The sequence below is a fragment of the Pseudomonas gozinkensis genome (genome assembly GCF_014863585.1).
Classification (GTDB): domain Bacteria; phylum Pseudomonadota; class Gammaproteobacteria; order Pseudomonadales; family Pseudomonadaceae; genus Aquipseudomonas; species Aquipseudomonas gozinkensis.
Map to the genome: position 1 here is coordinate 5,174,961 of NZ_CP062253.1, position 16,554 is coordinate 5,191,514.

A 16,554-nucleotide genomic window follows, 5' to 3' on the forward strand; every position below is an offset into this window, starting at 1 on the left:
GTGGATCAGTTACATCCATGCCGGATCGCCGCCCGGGGCATGCCTGCTCCCACAGGGATCCGGGAATGGCTCATTGAAACGGGCGACCCGTAGCCGCAACAATCGATAAAAGCTCATACTAGCCATGTCCTCACGTCATACCTTGGATCCACATGAAACGACTGCCTCCCCTGCCCGCCCTGCATACGTTTCTGATCACCGCGCAGTGCTGCAACTTCACCCGGGCCGCCGAGCAGTTGCACATCACCCAGGGCGCGGTGAGCCGGCAGATCGCCGGGCTCGAGGAACATCTGGGCTATGAGCTGTTCATTCGCCTGGCCCGAGGTCTGGAACTGACGGCCGAAGGTCGCGAATGGCTGCCACGGGTGCAGCAGGTGTTCAGCCTGATCGGAGATTCGGTGGAGCAGATCGGCGCCAGGCGCGAGACCCTGCAACTCAAGGCGCCGAGCTGCGTGATGCGCTGGTTGCTGCCGCGCCTGCTGCAATGGCAGCGCGAGCGCCCGGACGTGCCGGTGAAACTCACAGCGTCGTTGCAGCACGGGGTGGACTTTCATCGCGAGCAGTTCGACGCCGCAGTGATCTACGGCACCGCGCCCCACGACTCGCCCGCCACCCTGCATCTGTTCGATGAACAACTGACACCGGTCTGTTCACCGACGCTGCTCAACAGTGGGCCGGCCCTGCACACACCGGCAGACTTGCAACAACACCTGCTGCTGCATCCGACCCACACCGATGACGACTGGACACTCTGGCTCGAAGCCGCCGAACTGCACTTGAGCAATATCGCCAGCGGTCAGCATTTCGAAACGCTGGATCAGGCGATGTCGATGGCGTCCCACGGGACGGGGGTGGCGATCGGCGACTGGTCACTGATCGGCGACGACTTGAACGCCGGGCGACTGGTGATGCCGTTCGATCTGAAGGTGAAGACGGGACTGGGCTATTACATCGTCGCGCCGGCATCGGAGCCGTCGGCGAAATTGCAGGAATTGATGGGGTGGTTGGTGGAGCAGGCGCACACACGTTGAACACCCCAAATTCCCTGTGGGAGCGAGCTTGCTCGCGAATACGGTGTGTCATTCAACGTTGATGTCGACTGACACGCCCTCTTCGCGAGCAAGCTCGCTCCCACATTGATCGTTCCCACGCTCTGCGTGGGAATGCCTCACTGGACGCTCCGCGTCCGCTTCGGCATGGGACGCGGAGCGTCCCGGGCTGCATTCCCACGCGGAGCGTGGGAACGATCAGCGAGTGAACGATCCAGTACTTAATATCCGACGGTGAACCGCTGACGCGAATGCTTCGGCGTTTCCACTTCGTCGATCAACGCAATCGCGTAGTCGGCAAAGGTGATCGAGCTCTGGCCTTCAGCACTCACCAGCAAGTCATCCTTGCCCACGCGGAACTTGCCGGTGCGCTCGCCTTCGACAAACAGCGCCGACGGCGACAGGAACGTCCAGTCCAGTTCCTTCTCTTGACGCAAGGCATCAAGGAACGCCGCGCCAGCGCTGGCCTCGGCCTTGTACTCGGCCGGGAAACCGGCGCTGTCGATCACGCGAGTGCCGTCCGGCAGCAACAGCGAACCGGCACCGCCGACCACCAGCAGACGTTTCACCCCGGCCTGTTTCACCGGACCGATCAGCGCGCTGGCCGGCACGGTGGCGAAATGCGCGGCACTGATCACCACATCGTGACCGGCGACAGCGTCCTGCAACGCCGCGGCATCCAGCACGTCGACGTTCTTGCTGACCACACCGGCACGGGCGCCGATCTTCGAGGTGTCCCGAGCGATGGCGGTGACGCTGTGGCCACGACGCAGGGCTTCTTCCAGCAATTGGCTGCCGGCACGGCCGGTGGCACCAATGATTGCGATCTTGCTCATGACATTCTCCAGTTGGCTTGAGAGTGCTGCGTTTTTCAGAATCGGGTTACCACTTCATCTCGCCCTTGGCGACTTTGGCGCTCAGCTCCAGCGAGCTTTCTTCGCCCAGTGTCGGGTAGCGTTTTTTCATCGCGGCGATCAGCGCGGCAGAGTCCTTGGCTTTCGCGGTTTCGGCATCGAACGCCTTGATGTAGTCGGCGGTGAATTTCACGGCCGCCAGCGAACGGGCGCTGTCACCCAGGTAGTGACCCGGCACCACGGTTTTCGGTTTCAGGGTTTCGATCGAGTGCAGGGTTTCCAGCCAGTCGGCGTGGGATTGCGCGGTCTGGGTGTCGGCCATCCACACGTGAATGTTCTCGGCGACAACCACACCGCCGACCACGGCTTTCAGCGACGGGATCCACACGAAGCTGCGATCCGGTTGTTTGCCTTCCAGGCCGACCACCTGCAGTTTCTGCCCTTCGAGCATCAGGCTGTCGCCCTTGAGCACGCCCGGCACGATGGTTTTGGTCGGCACGTCGGCGCCCATTTTCGGGCCCCAGAAGGCGAGTTTGCCGTCGACGGTTTTTTTGATGTGATCAACGGTCGGTTGCGAGGCCAGGACCTTGGCATTCGGGAAGGCTTTGGTCAGGGTGTCGAGACCGAAGTAGTAATCCGGGTCACCGTGGCTGATGTAGATAGTGGTCAGTTGCTTGCCGCTGGCGCGGATCTTTTCCACCACTTGCTCGGCCTGGGATTTGCCGAACTGGGCGTCCACCAGAATTGCGTCCTTCTCGCCGCTGACCAGCACCGAAGTCACCGGGAAGATCGCGTTGGTGCCCGGGTTGTAGACGTCGAGAGTCAGGTTGGCAGCCGCTGCGTGGGCAGCAAAGCCGAGGGTGGCGGTGGCCAGTAAAACGCGCTTGAGGGTGGTGAAGCCGATCATGGGTTGCTCCGCTGTTCGAATGCCGTGCTTGGCGATGGGGACAGAGCTTAGTTGCCAGACTCGTTACAAAAAATGCGATGCTTGAACATAGTTTGTTTCTGAAAGCGGGCAAATCATGGATCGTCTCCAAGCAATGCGGGTGTTTGTCACGGTGGTGGATCTGGGCAGCCAGTCGGCGGCGGCCGATCACCTGGACCTGTCGCGCCCGGTGGTGTCGCGCTATCTGGCGGAACTGGAAGACTGGGTCGGCGCGCGCCTGATGCACCGCACAACGCGCAAACTGAGCCTGACCGCCGCCGGCAACGAAATCCTGCCGCGCTGCCGGCAGATGCTGGAGCTGTCCGGCGACATGCAGGCCGCCGTCAGCGAACCCGCCGATGCGCCTCGGGGTTTGCTGCGGATCAGCGTCAGCACCTCGTTCGGCCAGGCGCAACTGGCCGACGCCATGGCGGCGTTCGTCAAAGCGTATCCGGGGGTGAACATCGACCTGCAAATGCTCGATCGCACCGTGAACCTGGTGGACGAGCGCATCGACCTGGCGATCCGCACCAGCAACGACCTCGATCCCAACCTGATCGCCCGGCGTCTGACGGTCTGCCGCTCGGTGGTCTGCGCCGCGCCCGCCTACCTGCAGGAACATCCGCAGCCGCAGCGCGTAGAAGATCTGAGCCGGCACAACTGCCTGACCCATTCCTATTTCGGCAAGAGCCTGTGGCATTTCGAGGAGGATGGCGAGCCGGTCTCGGTGCCGGTGCAGGGCAACATCAGCGCCAACGAGGCCAGCACCCTGCTGCGCGCGACCCTGGCCGGCGCTGGCGTGGCGATGCTGCCGACCTATCAGGCCGGCGTGCATATCCACAGCGGCGAACTAATGCGCCTGCTGCCCCACGCCGAGCCGCGGCAGATGAACATCTACGCCGTGTATGCCTCGCGCAAGCACATGCCGGCGGCGTTGCGCTGCATGCTGGATTTTCTGGTGCAGCGTTTTCCCGAAAACCCGCAATGGGATATCGGGCTGTAATCCCGCTCGCAGAGCCGCTGGCAACTCCACGGCGCTGACCTATGCTGAAAGTAGTACCCAAGGGTATTCGTTCAGAGGTCAACGCCATGAACACCAGAACAAGAAGATACCTCGCGATTTTCATCACCTGCGCGGCCACGCTGGCGCTGTACGGCACCGCGGCGTGGCGAGTGGAGCAGTTGCGACAACTGCCCCGTGAGTACGCGAGCTGCAACTTCGAGCGCTGCATCCCTCACAACGCCACCCTCAACGCCCTGCGCTGATACAGGACGTCTGTGGGAGTGAGCTTGCTCACGAAGGCGGCGTGTCAGGTGGCTAAACTGCCGGCTGATACACCGTCTTCGCGAGCAAGCTCGCTCCTACCTATTCACTCTCTTGTTGTTCGGATTTGAGTCGGTCGCGGAACGCCTTTGGCGAGATCCCCACCCGGCGCCGGAACAGGCGCGTGAAGTTGGTCGGATCGGAAAACCCCAACACCTCGGACATCTCGTAAATGGTCATGCTGGTGTAAGTCAGCAGACGCTTGGCTTCCAGCAACTGACGCTCGTGCATGATCTGCAACGCCGGCTGCCCCGCCAGTTCACGGCAGGTACCGTTGAGGTGCGAGACGGAAATCCCCAGCCGATGGGCCAGGTCTTCGACCTTGACGTGCTGACGGTAGGTTTCTTCCACCAACTGAATGAACCCGTTGAGGTATTCGCGCTGACGCTGCGGGCGTTGCGTGGCGTTGTGACGGCGGATCGCCTGACGGCTGACCCAGACCATGATCACGCTGACCAGCGAATGCATGAGCATTTCCCGCGCCGGTTGATGGCCGTTGTACTCGGCCTGCAACGCGGTAAACAGACTGTTGAGGTATTCCGCGTCCTTGCCCGCCGGGTAACTTTCGGCCTGGGCAAGAGCCTGCACCGCGCTGCCCAGTTGCGCCTGCAAATGGTTGATCAACGGTGTGGCGAGGGTAACGACAAATCCTTCGACGTCCTCGGAAAAACGGAATCCATGCACCGATAACGGCGGCAGGATCTGGATCGCGGCTTCGTTCAGTTGCGTGCGTTGGCCTTCGATTTCAAGCTCTGCCTGACCTTTGAATACGAAGAGCAACTGGCACAAATCGGCATGGCGGTGGGGTTTGATTTCCCATTGGTGTTCGCGGCTGCGTTTGGAAATGGTTTCACAGTGCAGCAAGTCAGGGGTCGGCCAGTCCAGGCTTTCACCGTAGAGCTTGAACACCGGAATCGAAGGCAGGTCAGGCTTGTTCATCACTTCAATCCAGGCCTCGAGGTTTGCGGGCGATAATCGCACCGATTGGCAGAATGTACAGGTATCGGCTCAGTTTTCACCTTCAATTGACAGACCCGCAAGGGAAAAATGCAAGCACTCGAATCCTGAAAATCATTCACCGGCCGTTGTCGCGTGAAGCTTGCGAGTCATAAAAACAATGAAAACGCTGAAAACCCAAGTCGCCATCATCGGCGCCGGTCCGTCCGGATTATTGCTCGGCCAACTGCTGCACAACGCCGGCATCGACACCCTGATTCTGGAGCGCCAGACACCCGACTATGTGCTCGGCCGAATCCGCGCCGGTGTGCTTGAACAAGGCATGGTAGAGCTGTTGCGCGAAGCTGGCGTGGGTCAGCGGATGGACGCCGAAGGTCTGGTGCACGGTGGTTTCGAACTGGCCCTCGACGGGCGCCGGATCCACATCGACCTGCAAGCCCTGACCGGTGGAAAAACCGTGATGGTCTATGGCCAGACCGAGGTCACCCGCGACCTGATGGCCGCTCGTCGGGAGACCGGCGGACAGACCATCTATGAAGCCAGCCATGTCGTTCCCTGTGGCATGAAAAGCGACGAAGCCTATGTCACCTTCGAAAAGGACGGCGAAACCTGGCGTGTCGATTGCGACTACATCGCCGGTTGCGACGGTTTCCACGGCGTGGCCCGGCAGTCGATTCCGGAGGATTGCCTGAAAGTCTTCGAACGGGTTTATCCGTTTGGCTGGCTGGGGATTCTCGCCGACACACCACCGATTCACGACGAACTGGTCTACGCCCGCCACGAGCGTGGCTTCGCCCTGTGCAGCATGCGGTCGGCGACTCGCACCCGCTATTACCTGCAAGTGCCGGCCGAGGAAAACGTCGACGACTGGTCGGATCAGCGCTTCTGGGATGAGTTGCGCAATCGTCTGCCGAAGGATCTGGCACAGAAGCTGGTGACCGGTCCGTCGATTGAAAAGAGCATCGCGCCGCTGCGCAGTTTTGTGGTCGAGCCGATGCAGTACGGCCGGATGTTTCTGGTCGGGGATGCGGCGCACATCGTTCCGCCGACCGGCGCCAAGGGTCTGAATCTGGCAGCCAGCGATGTCAGCACGCTGTTCAGGATTTTGCTGAAGGTCTACCGCGAAGGTCGCACTGACTTGCTGGAGAAATACTCGGAGATTTGCCTGCGTCGGGTGTGGAAAGCCGAGCGGTTTTCCTGGTGGATGACCTCGATGCTGCACCGCTTCGACGAGCATGATGATTTCAGCCAGCGGATCTGCGCCTCGGAACTGGACTACTTTGTCAGTTCAGAAGCCGGTCAAAAAACCATTGCAGAAAATTACGTCGGACTTCCTTATGAGGCTATCGAATAGCCTGCTACCGACTTACACTGGCGAGCACTTACCCGCTCGCCCTGGCGTTGCGGGTCAATCACTGCCCGCAGGTTCGCCCGTGACCAATCTCAACCATCCCGAAACGCCCAAACCGGCCATTCGCAGCGTGCTGGTCGCGCTGATGATGGCGATCTTTCTCGGTGCGCTGGACCAGACCATCGTCGCCGTTTCCATGCCGGCCATCTCCGCACAATTCAAGGACGTCAGCCTGCTGGCCTGGGTGATTTCCGGCTACATGGTGGCGATGACCGTGGCGGTGCCGATCTACGGCAAGCTCGGTGACCTGTACGGGCGGCGCAAACTGATGCTGTTCGGCATGGGCCTGTTCACCCTCGCCTCGCTGTTCTGCGGCGTGGCCCAGAGCATGGAGCAACTGGTGCTGGCGCGGATTTTCCAGGGCATCGGCGCCGGCGGGATGATTTCGGTGAGCCAGGCGATCATCGGCGATATCGTGCCGCCTCGCGAACGCGGGCGCTATCAGGGTTACTTCAGCAGCATGTACGCAGTGGCCAGCGTCGCCGGCCCGGTGCTCGGCGGTTACATGACCGAGTACCTGTCATGGCGCTGGGTGTTCCTGATCAACCTGCCGCTGGGTCTCGGCGCGTACTGGGTGGCGCGACGCAACCTGATCGGCCTGCCGATTCCCCAACGTAAACCAATCATCGATTATCTCGGCACACTGCTGATGATCATCGGCCTGACGGCGCTGTTGCTGGCGATCACTCAGGTCGGCCAGGGCCATGCGTGGCGCAGCAGCGAAGTGCTCGGTCTGTTCGCTTGTGCGGTGGCGGTGCTGGCGGTGTTCGTCTGGCACGAGCGACGCGCCCGGGAGCCGCTGCTGCCGATGCACCTGTTCACCAACCGCAGTGCGCTGCTGTGCTGGTGCACGATTTTCTTTTGCAGCTTCCAGGCGATTTCCCTGATCGTGCTGATGCCGCTGCGCTTCCAGAGCGTGACCGGCGCCGGGGCGGACAGCGCGGCCCTGCACTTGTTGCCGCTGGCGATGGGGTTGCCGATCGGCGCGTATTTCGCCGGACGTCGCACCTCGATCACCGGTCGCTACAAACCACAGATTCTGACCGGCGCACTGCTGATGCCGATCTCGATCCTCGGCATGGCCTTCAGCCCGCCTGATGCGACGCTGCTCAGCAGCCTGTTCATGTTGCTCAGCGGGATCGCCGGTGGCATGCAGTTCCCGACCTCGCTGGTCGGTACGCAGAACTCGGTCGAGCAAAAGGACATCGGCGTCGCCACCAGCACCACCAACCTGTTCCGCTCACTGGGCGGTGCGGTAGGCGTGGCATTGATGTCGGCGCTGTTGCTGGCGTTGTTGCAGGATTCCAGTTTCGCCCACCTGGCCGGTAGCTCGCTGATGAGCGAAGGGCATTCCGGAAACGTGTTGCTCGACGGCCTGAACGCGGCGCCCGGTGACGCACAGAATGCTTTGCGTGCCGAATTGCTGGTGACGTTCCGGCATTTGCTGATGGTCAGTGCGGCGGTGTCGCTGCTCGGGCTGGCGGCGGCGATTGCGATGCCGAACCGGTTGCTGCGGGGCCGTGAACACGGCGCCCGCTGACTAAAGAACACCGTCGCTCCCACAGGGGAAGTGCATTCAAGCACTGTAATAACCGACCGCCACCAGCATGTTCCCGACCTTCTTCAGGTAGGCATGCTTGTCCTCGACCTTGCCGGTCACCGGGTTTTTCCAGCGGTACTCGTACTCGCCCTCATCCTGCTTGCCGATCAGCGCCAGAATCGGTTCGCCCACCGGTTTGCCTTCGGGGTCATCGACCTTGGCGAAATCGGTATTGATCAACCGCAGGTTGGTGCCGTGGGCGACGTAGCGCCGGTTGTCGAGATTGACCACGAACACATACAAATCGTCCTGCAGGTAACCGCCCTTGAGCGAGTTGATCGCGGACAGCGTGCCCTTCTCGTCCTTGGTCAAATCGGTTGCGGCCTTGTCGAGCAATGCCTTGGCTTGCTCCGCCGATGCTCGCGGCAGGTAGTAACCCACCGCCAGAATCCTCTGACCGATGCGCTGATAGTAAACGTGCTTGCGCTCGACCTTGCCGTCGGACCAGTTCTGCCAGCGGTATTCGGCCTGCTGGATACCGTTGCCTTCCGGCACGTTCAAGGCGTCCTTGAAGGATTTCTGCAAGTCCGGCCCGAGGACCTCGCTCACGTCGCGACCGATCAATGCCGACGACGGCCCGCCACTGGCGAGCATCACGCCCTTGGTATCGACCACGAATACGTAACGATCCTTGTCGACGAATTCGCCCTGACGGCTGAACGCCGCGAACGCCTTGTCACCGTTGTCGTGGTAATAGGCCAGGGCCTTTTCCAGCAAGGCGATGGCGGCCTTGCTGTCATCTTTTTCCGTAGTGGCCGCGTTGGCCTGACCGAAACTCGACAGCAGTACCGCGCCGAGCCAGGCCAGCTTGTGCACAAACCCCATGACGCATCCCTCGTTCTTGTTGGTGTTTCAAGAGCGTAGACGGCCTGAAGGCATGTATGGATATTCAGAAAGCTTCTGAATGTTGCTGTGGCGAGGGCGTTCGCTCCCTCGCCACACAAGAGGCTTACGGACGGGCGTTGAGTTGCTGTTGCAGGTTCTGGATCTGCGCTTGCAGGGTGTTGATGTTGCGGGTCATCTGCCCACGAAACGCATCGAACTCGGCGGTGTTGGTGCCGCCCTGCGCAGCGGCCGGACGGTTGTCCTGCTCGCTCTTGAGGATGACGATTTCCTGCTCCAGACGATCGATCGCAGGGTTCGACCCACCTTGTTTTTTCAGGGCCGAGATGTCGGCACCGAGGCTCTTGAACTGCGCGTCGAAGCCTTTGACCTGGGCATCCAGGCTCTTGAGCTGGGCGTCGACCTTGCTGGTGTCGGCCGGTGTGCTTTTCAGCGTCGCCAGTTCGGCGCTCAGGGCTTTGACCTGGGCTTGCAACTGGGTGTTGGCGGTCTGTTGTTCGGTGGTCTGCGCGGTCATCTGCGCCAGGCGCTTGTCCAGATCTGTCGCCTGCCCGGCCACGCCCTGCTGCTGTTTGCTCTGATCCTGAAGCGCGCTTTGCAGCTGTTTGATCTGCAGCTTCAGGGCTTCACTGTCGGTGGTGACGTTGGTCTGGCTGGCCACGACCTTGCCGGAAATGTCCTGCAGGCGCCCCGCCGCTTCCTCACTGATGCGCGCGAAACTTTCCTGAGTCGCCACCAGTTGCTGCTCCATCAGCGAAATCTGCTGGAAGCTCCACCAGGCCAGACCGATGAATGCAAAGAACAATGCGCCGACCAGTGCCCACAACGGCCCGGTGCTGGCAGCCTTGACCTTGACCACCGGCGGCGTGCGCGAATGCACGGTGGTGCGGGCGGTGGCCGGAAAATCGTCGTCATCGAGGGTATCGGCGCGCAGGCTCGGTACATCGTCGAAATCGTCGTGGGCATCGTTACGCATGGACATTGAGGCAACCTTTGTGAAACGCGGTGATGGCAGATTGGGGCGAAGTATAAACCCCGCGGCCGCTGGGGTTGACCCTCAAGCCGTGGCGCGGTTCAGTGCCGGCCGGCAGATTCGTATCAACGAATGTCCTGGGCCTTCCACCAGCCACAGAACTCATCGAGGGCCGTCCACAGACTGACTTTCGGATCGTAGTCCAGATAATGCCGGGCGCGACTGATGTCGAGGGTGAAATTTTTGTTCATCACCTGCATGCCCAGGCGCGACAGGGTCGGCTCGGGACGCCCGGGCCAGAGCTTGCACACACCTTCGTTGAGCGCCGCCACGCTGTAGGCCAGCCCGTAGGAACGGTACTTGGTGACCTGTGGGACTTCCATCTTGCGCATCACGTAATTGACCACATCCCACAGCGGCACCGGGGCGCCGTTGCTGATGTTGTAGGCCTTGCCCAGCGCCGAGGCGTCGGCCAGCAGGCTGCTGAGCAACGCTTCGTTGAGGTTGTGCACGCTGGTGAAATCGACCTTGTTCAGACCGTTGCCGATGATCGCCAGACGCCCCTTGCGCTGCATGTTCAGCAAGCGCGGAAAGATGCTCATGTCGCCGGCGCCGGTGACGAAACGCGGGCGCAGGGCGAGGGTTTCGAGGCCGAACTCCTTGGCGCCGAAGACCTTTTGCTCGGCCAGGTATTTGGTCGCGGCGTAGTGATGCTTGAAGCTCTTGGGCACTTGTTCTTCGGTCAGGCCAAGATGATCGCGACCGTCAAAGTAGATCGATGGCGACGACAGATGCACCAGCCGCCGAACCCGTTGTTTCAGGCAGGCCTCGACCACGTTTTCGGTGACTTGCACATTGCCCTGATGGAAGTCCTGATAACGGCCCCATAAACCGACCGCGCCGGCGCAATGCACCACGGCTTCGACGTCGCTGCACAGCGCACGCACCAGATCCGGATCGCTCAAATCGCCTTGAACGAACTCGGCACCGCGACGCACCAGATGCTCGACACCCTCGGCCCGGCGACCGTTGACCCGCACGTCCAGGCCCTGCTCCAGGGCGAAACGCGCAAAGCGTCCGCCAATGAAGCCGCTTGCGCCGGTGACCAGAATTTTCATGTAGAGCTCCGCTGTCTTTCGTTTTGCCTGATTCGTGAGTCTTGACGCTGGCCGTCAGTCCAACGGCACCAGCCATTGCGCCGACGAGCGCACCAATTGCTCGGTCAACAGCCCGAGCAACTGACCGCCATTGCGCCAATGATGCCAGTACAAGGGCACGTCGATCGGTTTATCTGGCAACAGTTCGCGCAGCACACCGCGCTCCAGTTGCTCGCGCACCTGTAACTCCGGCACCAGTCCCCAGCCGAGCCCGACTTCTGTCAGGCGGATAAAACCTTCGGACGACGGGCACAAATGATGCTCGAAAACACCATCGACACCGAGGGAGGCGAGGTAGCGATGCTGGAGAAAATCGTCAGGGCCGAAGACCAATGCGGGGGTGCGCGGCAATTGTTCGGCCCGCACGCCGTCGGGGAAATGCCGCTCAATGAACGCCGGACTGGCCAACGCCCGATAGCGCATCGCCCCGAGCAGCACGCTGCGCGCACCCGCCACCGGCCGTTCACTGGCGCACAGACAACCGGCCACCTCACCGGCGCGCATGCGCTTGAGGCCGACGGTCTGGTCTTCGACGATCAAGTCCAGCAACAGATGTTGTTCGGCGCAGAAGCCGCCCACCGCCTCGGCCCACCAGGTGGCGAGGCTGTCGGCGTTCAGGGCGATGCGCAGGCGTTCCGGCAGACCTTCTTCGTCCAGCGCCGGCACCAGCGTCTGCAAATCCCGCTCAAGCAGACGCACCTGCTGCACATGGTTGAGCAAGCGCCGGCCAATCTCGGTCGGCGACGGCGGCGTGCCGCGCACCAAAACCGGCTGGCCGACCCGCGCTTCCAGCAGTTTGATCCGCTGGGAAATCGCCGATTGCGAAAGGCCCAGCACCTGCGCCGCCCGTTCGAATCCGGCCTGCTCGACCACGGCGGCCAGAGCGGAAAGCAATTTGTAGTCGAACATCAGTTTTCCTAATGAGCGATCAGCACTATTGGTTTTTCTTATACAGCGTCAACCGGGAGAATAGCCAGCAAGCACTCTTTATCAAGGACCACCATCATGGCTGGCGAAACCTCATTGACCACCCTGCTGCGCAGCATGAGCCCGCAGCTCAATGCCGGCGAATACGTGTTCTGCACCCTGCGCGACGGCCAGTTGCCGAGCGGCCTGGAAGTTGTAGGCAGTTTCCGTGAACAGGAAGGCCTGACAGTGATTCTCGAACGATCCCACGCCGAGCGCGCCGGTTTCAGCTTCGACTACGTCGCAGCCTGGATCACCCTGAACGTGCATTCGGCGCTGGAAGCGGTCGGCCTGACTGCCGCTTTCGCCACCGCACTGGGCAAGGCCGGTATCAGTTGCAACGTGATCGCCGGTTATTACCACGACCATTTGTTCGTCGGTCAGGCCGACGCCGAACGCGCCATGCAAGTGCTGCGCGATCTCGCAGCCAACGCGGAGTAACCGTCATGTGGCAAAGCTATACCAACGGTTTGCTGGTGGCGTTCGGGCTGATCATGGCGATCGGCACCCAGAATGCCTTTGTCCTGGCCCAGAGCCTGCGGCGTGAACATCACCTGCCGGTCGCCGCGTTGTGCGTCGCCTGCGATGCATTGTTGGTGGCGGCCGGTGTGTTCGGTCTGGCCACGGTGCTGGCGCAGAACCCGACGTTGCTGGCAGTTGCCCGCTGGGGCGGGGCGGTGTTCCTGATCTGGTACGGCAGCCAGGCATTGCGCCGGGCCTTCTCGAAACAGAGCCTGCAACAGGATGAAAACCAGACCGTGCGTTCGCTACGGGCGGTGATGCTCAGTGCACTGGCGGTGACGTTGCTCAACCCGCACGTCTATCTCGACACCGTTTTGCTGATCGGTTCTCTCGGCGCACAACAGTCGGTGCCCGGCGCTTATGTCGTGGGCGCGGCGAGTGCTTCGTTGCTGTGGTTCTTCACCCTGGCGTTCGGCGCGGCATGGCTCGCACCGTGGCTGGCACGGCCGAGTACGTGGCGGATTCTGGACTTGCTGGTGGCGGTAATGATGTTCACGGTGGCAGGGCAATTGATATTGGCTTCATGATTTATTCCAAACAGCTCTGGAACCTCTATCCCACACAGTTGTTGCGTGGTTAAGCCGCACCCCCGGTGCTATGATCCGAACCCTGCGCCGCAAAGAGTAAAAACTCGCCGGTGCATTTCTGGCCGCCCGTGATCGGCCTTGCGCTCACCGCAACAGACCTGATTAGGAGAATCATCATGGCTTTCGAATTGCCGCCGCTGCCTTACGCACACGATGCCCTGCAGCCGCACATTTCCAAGGAAACCCTGGAATTCCACCACGACAAGCACCACAACACCTACGTCGTGAACCTGAACAACCTGGTGCCAGGCACCGAGTTCGAAGGCAAGACCCTGGAAGAAATCGTCAAGACTTCCTCGGGCGGCATCTTCAACAACGCCGCTCAGGTCTGGAACCACACCTTCTACTGGAACTGCCTGGCGCCAAACGCCGGCGGTCAACCAACCGGCGCACTGGCTGAAGCCATCAACGCGGCTTTCGGTTCGTTCGACAAGTTCAAGGAAGAGTTCAGCAAAACCTCGATCGGCACCTTCGGTTCCGGCTGGGGCTGGCTGGTGAAAAAGGCTGACGGTTCTCTGGCTCTGGCCAGCACCATCGGCGCCGGCAACCCGCTGACCAGCGGCGACACCCCGCTGCTGACCTGCGACGTCTGGGAACACGCTTACTACATCGACTACCGTAACCTGCGTCCTAAGTACGTCGAGGCGTTCTGGAACCTGGTCAACTGGAAGTTCGTGGCCGAGCAGTTCGAAGGCAAGACCTTCACCGCTTAAGCTGCACGCCAGACAAAAACCCGGCTATTGCCGGGTTTTTTTATGCCCGCGTTTTTTAATGATCGTTCCCACGCTCCGGCGCGGGAATGCCTCCGGGGACGCTCTGCGTCCAGTGACGCGGAGCGCCAGGGGCTGCATTCCCGCGCGGAGCATGGGAACGATCAATTTCGTGCTGGCTTCAAACCTTCGGTAGCTCCTGCCAGGAATAGCGCTTCTCTCACGATGAAAGCTGTCTGCAGCTGCTTGCTGCTGTGCCACGGCGAACTAACATCAAAAGAGGAAAAATTGTCCAAAGCCGCTCAAGTTGGGGACCGAAACTACCGACACAGTACAAATAGGGCAAATACTCCAGACAGCAGCATTTCGGCCAAGGCCACGGACAAATTTTCCGCGGCTTGATTGTCCCTTTGACTGCCAACACGGGATTGCCAATACTCATTGCAACTTGACGCTACCCGCACGGAACAAGGAATAACCCTTTGAAGCTGGAACTCAAGAACAGCTTGTCGGTGAAGTTGCTCCGGGTCGTGCTCCTGTCGGCATTGATCGTCGGCGTGGTCTTGAGCTGCGCGCAGATCGTCTTCGATGCCTATAAAACACGCCAGGCCGTCGCCGGCGACGCCGAACGCATTCTCGACATGTTCCGTGATCCCTCCACCCAGGCGGTCTATAGCCTGGACCGGGAGATGGGCATGCAGGTGATCGAAGGCCTGTTTCAGGACGACGCCGTGCGCCAGGCCTCCATCGGCCATCCCAACGAAGCGATGCTCGCGCAGAAATCCCGTGAGCTGCAGCATTCCAACAGCCGCTGGCTGACCGACCTGATCCTCGGCCAGGAACGCACGTTCACCACCCAACTGGTGGGACGCGGGCCCTACAGCGAATATTACGGCGACCTGAGCATCACCCTCGACACGGCCACCTACGGTCAGGGTTTCATTGTCAGCTCGGTGATCATCTTCATTTCCGGCGTATTGCGCGCCCTGGCCATGGGCCTGGTGCTGTATCTGGTCTATCACTGGCTGCTGACCAAACCGCTGTCGCGGATCATCGAGCACCTCACCGAGATCAACCCGGACCGCCCCAGCGAACACAAGATTCCGCAGCTCAAGGGCCACGAAAAAAACGAACTGGGAATCTGGATCAACACCGCCAACCAGTTGCTCGAATCCATCGAACGCAACACCCACCTGCGCCACGAGGCGGAAAACAGCCTGCTGCGCATGGCCCAGTACGATTTCCTCACCGGCCTGCCGAACCGCCAGCAATTGCAGCAGCAACTGGACAAGATCCTGGTGGATGCCGGCAAGCTGCAACGGCGGGTCGCCGTCCTTTGCGTAGGTCTGGACGATTTCAAGGGCATCAACGAACAATTCAGCTATCAGACAGGCGACCAGTTGCTGCTGGCACTCGCCGACCGTCTGCGCGCCCACAGCGGTCGCCTCGGCGCCCTCGCCCGCCTCGGTGGCGACCAGTTCGCCCTGGTACAGGCCGATATCGAACAACCTTACGAAGCAGCGGAACTGGCGCAAAGCATCCTCGATGATCTGGAGGCGGCATTCGCCCTCGATCATCAGGAAATCCGCCTGCGCGCCACCATCGGCATCACCCTGTTCCCGGAGGACGGCGACAGTACCGAGAAGCTGCTGCAGAAAGCCGAGCAGACCATGACCCTGGCCAAGACCCGCTCGCGCAACCGCTATCAGTTCTATATCGCCAGCGTGGACAGCGAAATGCGCCGCCGTCGCGAGCTGGAAAAAGACCTGCGCGATGCCCTGCTGCGGGATCAGTTCTACCTCGTCTATCAGCCACAGATCAGCTACCGCGATCACCGTGTGGTCGGCGTCGAGGCACTGATTCGCTGGCAGCATCCGGAACACGGTCTGGTGCCGCCGGACCTGTTCATTCCGTTGGCCGAACAGAACGGCACGATCATCGCCATCGGCGAATGGGTGCTGGATCAGGCCTGCAAGCAACTGCGCGAATGGCACGATCAGGGTTTCGTCGACCTGCGCATGGCGGTCAACCTGTCCACCGTGCAACTGCACCACGCCGAGCTGCCACGGGTGGTCAACAACCTGTTGCAGATGTACCGTCTGCCACCGCGCAGTCTGGAGCTGGAAGTCACCGAAACCGGCCTGATGGAAGACATCAGCACCGCCGCCCAGCACCTGCTGAGCCTGCGCCGCTCCGGCGCCCTGATCGCCATTGACGACTTCGGAACCGGCTACTCCTCGCTGAGCTATCTCAAGAGTCTGCCGCTGGACAAGATCAAGATCGACAAGAGTTTCGTCCAGGACCTGCTGGATGACGACGATGACGCGACCATCGTTCGCGCCATCATTCAACTGGGCAAGAGCCTGGGCATGCAGGTGATCGCCGAGGGCGTGGAAACCGCCGAACAGGAAACCTACATCATCTCCGAAGGCTGCCACGAAGGTCAGGGCTACCACTACAGCAAACCGCTGCCGGCGCGGGAGCTGAGCGTTTATCTCAAGCAGGCCCAGCGCAGCAACGCGGCCATCCTCTGAAACCTCCCTGCAAAACCCGGCAAAACCCTTGATCTGTCAGGCGTGGTCTACGCTGTTCATCCAGCGCAAACCTCGCGCAAATAGGAAATATTTCCAGCTACAACCCTTTACACATAATGCGAAAGATTTGCATTATGTCGCA

16 protein-coding genes are annotated in these 16,554 nt (G+C 61.0%); 9 read left to right on the plus strand and 7 right to left on the minus strand.

Annotated elements, in window-relative coordinates; genetic code table 11:
• Positions 1–152 precede the first annotated feature (152 nt).
• The gene (locus IHQ43_RS22955) at positions 153–1,031 is read left to right on the plus strand and encodes a LysR substrate-binding domain-containing protein (protein WP_192562218.1); all 879 of its coding nucleotides are present in this window, start codon (positions 153–155) and stop codon (positions 1,029–1,031) included.
• Between the two features lie 239 nt (positions 1,032–1,270).
• On the opposite strand, the gene IHQ43_RS22960 is transcribed toward IHQ43_RS22955, so the two are convergent.
• Positions 1,271–1,885, minus strand: a complete 615-nt coding sequence (locus tag IHQ43_RS22960; protein ID WP_192562219.1) for an NAD(P)-dependent oxidoreductase — start codon at positions 1,883–1,885, stop codon at positions 1,271–1,273.
• A 46-nt stretch (positions 1,886–1,931) separates the two neighbouring features.
• On the minus strand, positions 1,932–2,810 hold the full coding sequence (locus tag IHQ43_RS22965; RefSeq protein WP_192562220.1) for an MBL fold metallo-hydrolase: 879 nt from the start codon (positions 2,808–2,810) through the stop codon (positions 1,932–1,934).
• A 115-nt stretch (positions 2,811–2,925) separates the two neighbouring features.
• Here IHQ43_RS22965 and IHQ43_RS22970 point away from each other — a divergent pair, with 115 nt between their 5' ends.
• Positions 2,926–3,831: a LysR family transcriptional regulator gene (locus tag IHQ43_RS22970; protein WP_208492425.1), complete on the plus strand. Its 906-nt coding sequence runs from the start codon at positions 2,926–2,928 to the stop codon at positions 3,829–3,831.
• Positions 3,832–3,917: 86 nt separating this feature from the next.
• On the plus strand, positions 3,918–4,094 hold the full coding sequence (locus IHQ43_RS22975) for a hypothetical protein (protein ID WP_007953274.1): 177 nt from the start codon (positions 3,918–3,920) through the stop codon (positions 4,092–4,094).
• Between the two features lie 100 nt (positions 4,095–4,194).
• Here IHQ43_RS22975 and IHQ43_RS22980 read toward each other — a convergent pair whose 3' ends face one another.
• Entirely contained in the window at positions 4,195–5,091 is an 897-nt protein-coding gene (locus tag IHQ43_RS22980; RefSeq protein ID WP_192562221.1) for a helix-turn-helix domain-containing protein, read from the minus strand.
• 178 nt (positions 5,092–5,269) lie between these two features.
• Here IHQ43_RS22980 and pobA point away from each other — a divergent pair, with 178 nt between their 5' ends.
• Positions 5,270–6,463 carry a 4-hydroxybenzoate 3-monooxygenase gene (pobA, locus tag IHQ43_RS22985; protein ID WP_192562222.1) on the plus strand — a complete coding sequence of 398 codons (1,194 nt, stop codon included), beginning with the start codon at positions 5,270–5,272 and terminating at the stop codon, positions 6,461–6,463.
• Positions 6,464–6,542: 79 nt separating this feature from the next.
• On the plus strand, positions 6,543–8,060 hold the full coding sequence (locus IHQ43_RS22990) for an MDR family MFS transporter (RefSeq protein ID WP_192562223.1): 1,518 nt from the start codon (positions 6,543–6,545) through the stop codon (positions 8,058–8,060).
• 36 nt (positions 8,061–8,096) lie between these two features.
• Here the strand turns inward: IHQ43_RS22990 and IHQ43_RS22995 are convergent, their stop codons facing one another.
• From IHQ43_RS22995 to IHQ43_RS23010, 4 genes are all read right to left on the minus strand, one after another.
• The gene (locus tag IHQ43_RS22995; protein WP_192562224.1) at positions 8,097–8,945 is read right to left on the minus strand and encodes a cache domain-containing protein; all 849 of its coding nucleotides are present in this window, start codon (positions 8,943–8,945) and stop codon (positions 8,097–8,099) included.
• A 124-nt stretch (positions 8,946–9,069) separates the two neighbouring features.
• The gene (locus IHQ43_RS23000) at positions 9,070–9,945 is read right to left on the minus strand and encodes an ATPase (RefSeq protein WP_192562225.1); all 876 of its coding nucleotides are present in this window, start codon (positions 9,943–9,945) and stop codon (positions 9,070–9,072) included.
• A 116-nt stretch (positions 9,946–10,061) separates the two neighbouring features.
• Entirely contained in the window at positions 10,062–11,054 is a 993-nt protein-coding gene (locus IHQ43_RS23005) for an NAD-dependent epimerase/dehydratase family protein (protein ID WP_192562226.1), read from the minus strand.
• 54 nt (positions 11,055–11,108) lie between these two features.
• On the minus strand, positions 11,109–12,002 hold the full coding sequence (locus IHQ43_RS23010) for a LysR family transcriptional regulator ArgP (RefSeq protein ID WP_192562227.1): 894 nt from the start codon (positions 12,000–12,002) through the stop codon (positions 11,109–11,111).
• A 96-nt stretch (positions 12,003–12,098) separates the two neighbouring features.
• Between IHQ43_RS23010 and IHQ43_RS23015 the strand changes: the two genes are divergently transcribed.
• From IHQ43_RS23015 to IHQ43_RS23030, 4 genes are all read left to right on the plus strand, one after another.
• Entirely contained in the window at positions 12,099–12,500 is a 402-nt protein-coding gene (locus IHQ43_RS23015; protein WP_007953258.1) for an ACT domain-containing protein, read from the plus strand.
• A 5-nt stretch (positions 12,501–12,505) separates the two neighbouring features.
• Positions 12,506–13,108, plus strand: coding sequence for a LysE/ArgO family amino acid transporter (locus tag IHQ43_RS23020; protein WP_192562228.1), 603 nt, complete (start codon positions 12,506–12,508; stop codon positions 13,106–13,108).
• Positions 13,109–13,284: 176 nt separating this feature from the next.
• Entirely contained in the window at positions 13,285–13,881 is a 597-nt protein-coding gene (locus tag IHQ43_RS23025; protein WP_003227660.1) for a superoxide dismutase, read from the plus strand.
• A 479-nt stretch (positions 13,882–14,360) separates the two neighbouring features.
• Complete coding sequence (locus tag IHQ43_RS23030; protein ID WP_102620744.1) at positions 14,361–16,412, plus strand: putative bifunctional diguanylate cyclase/phosphodiesterase; 2,052 nt, start codon at positions 14,361–14,363, stop codon at positions 16,410–16,412.
• The last annotated feature ends 142 nt before the right edge of the window (positions 16,413–16,554 follow it).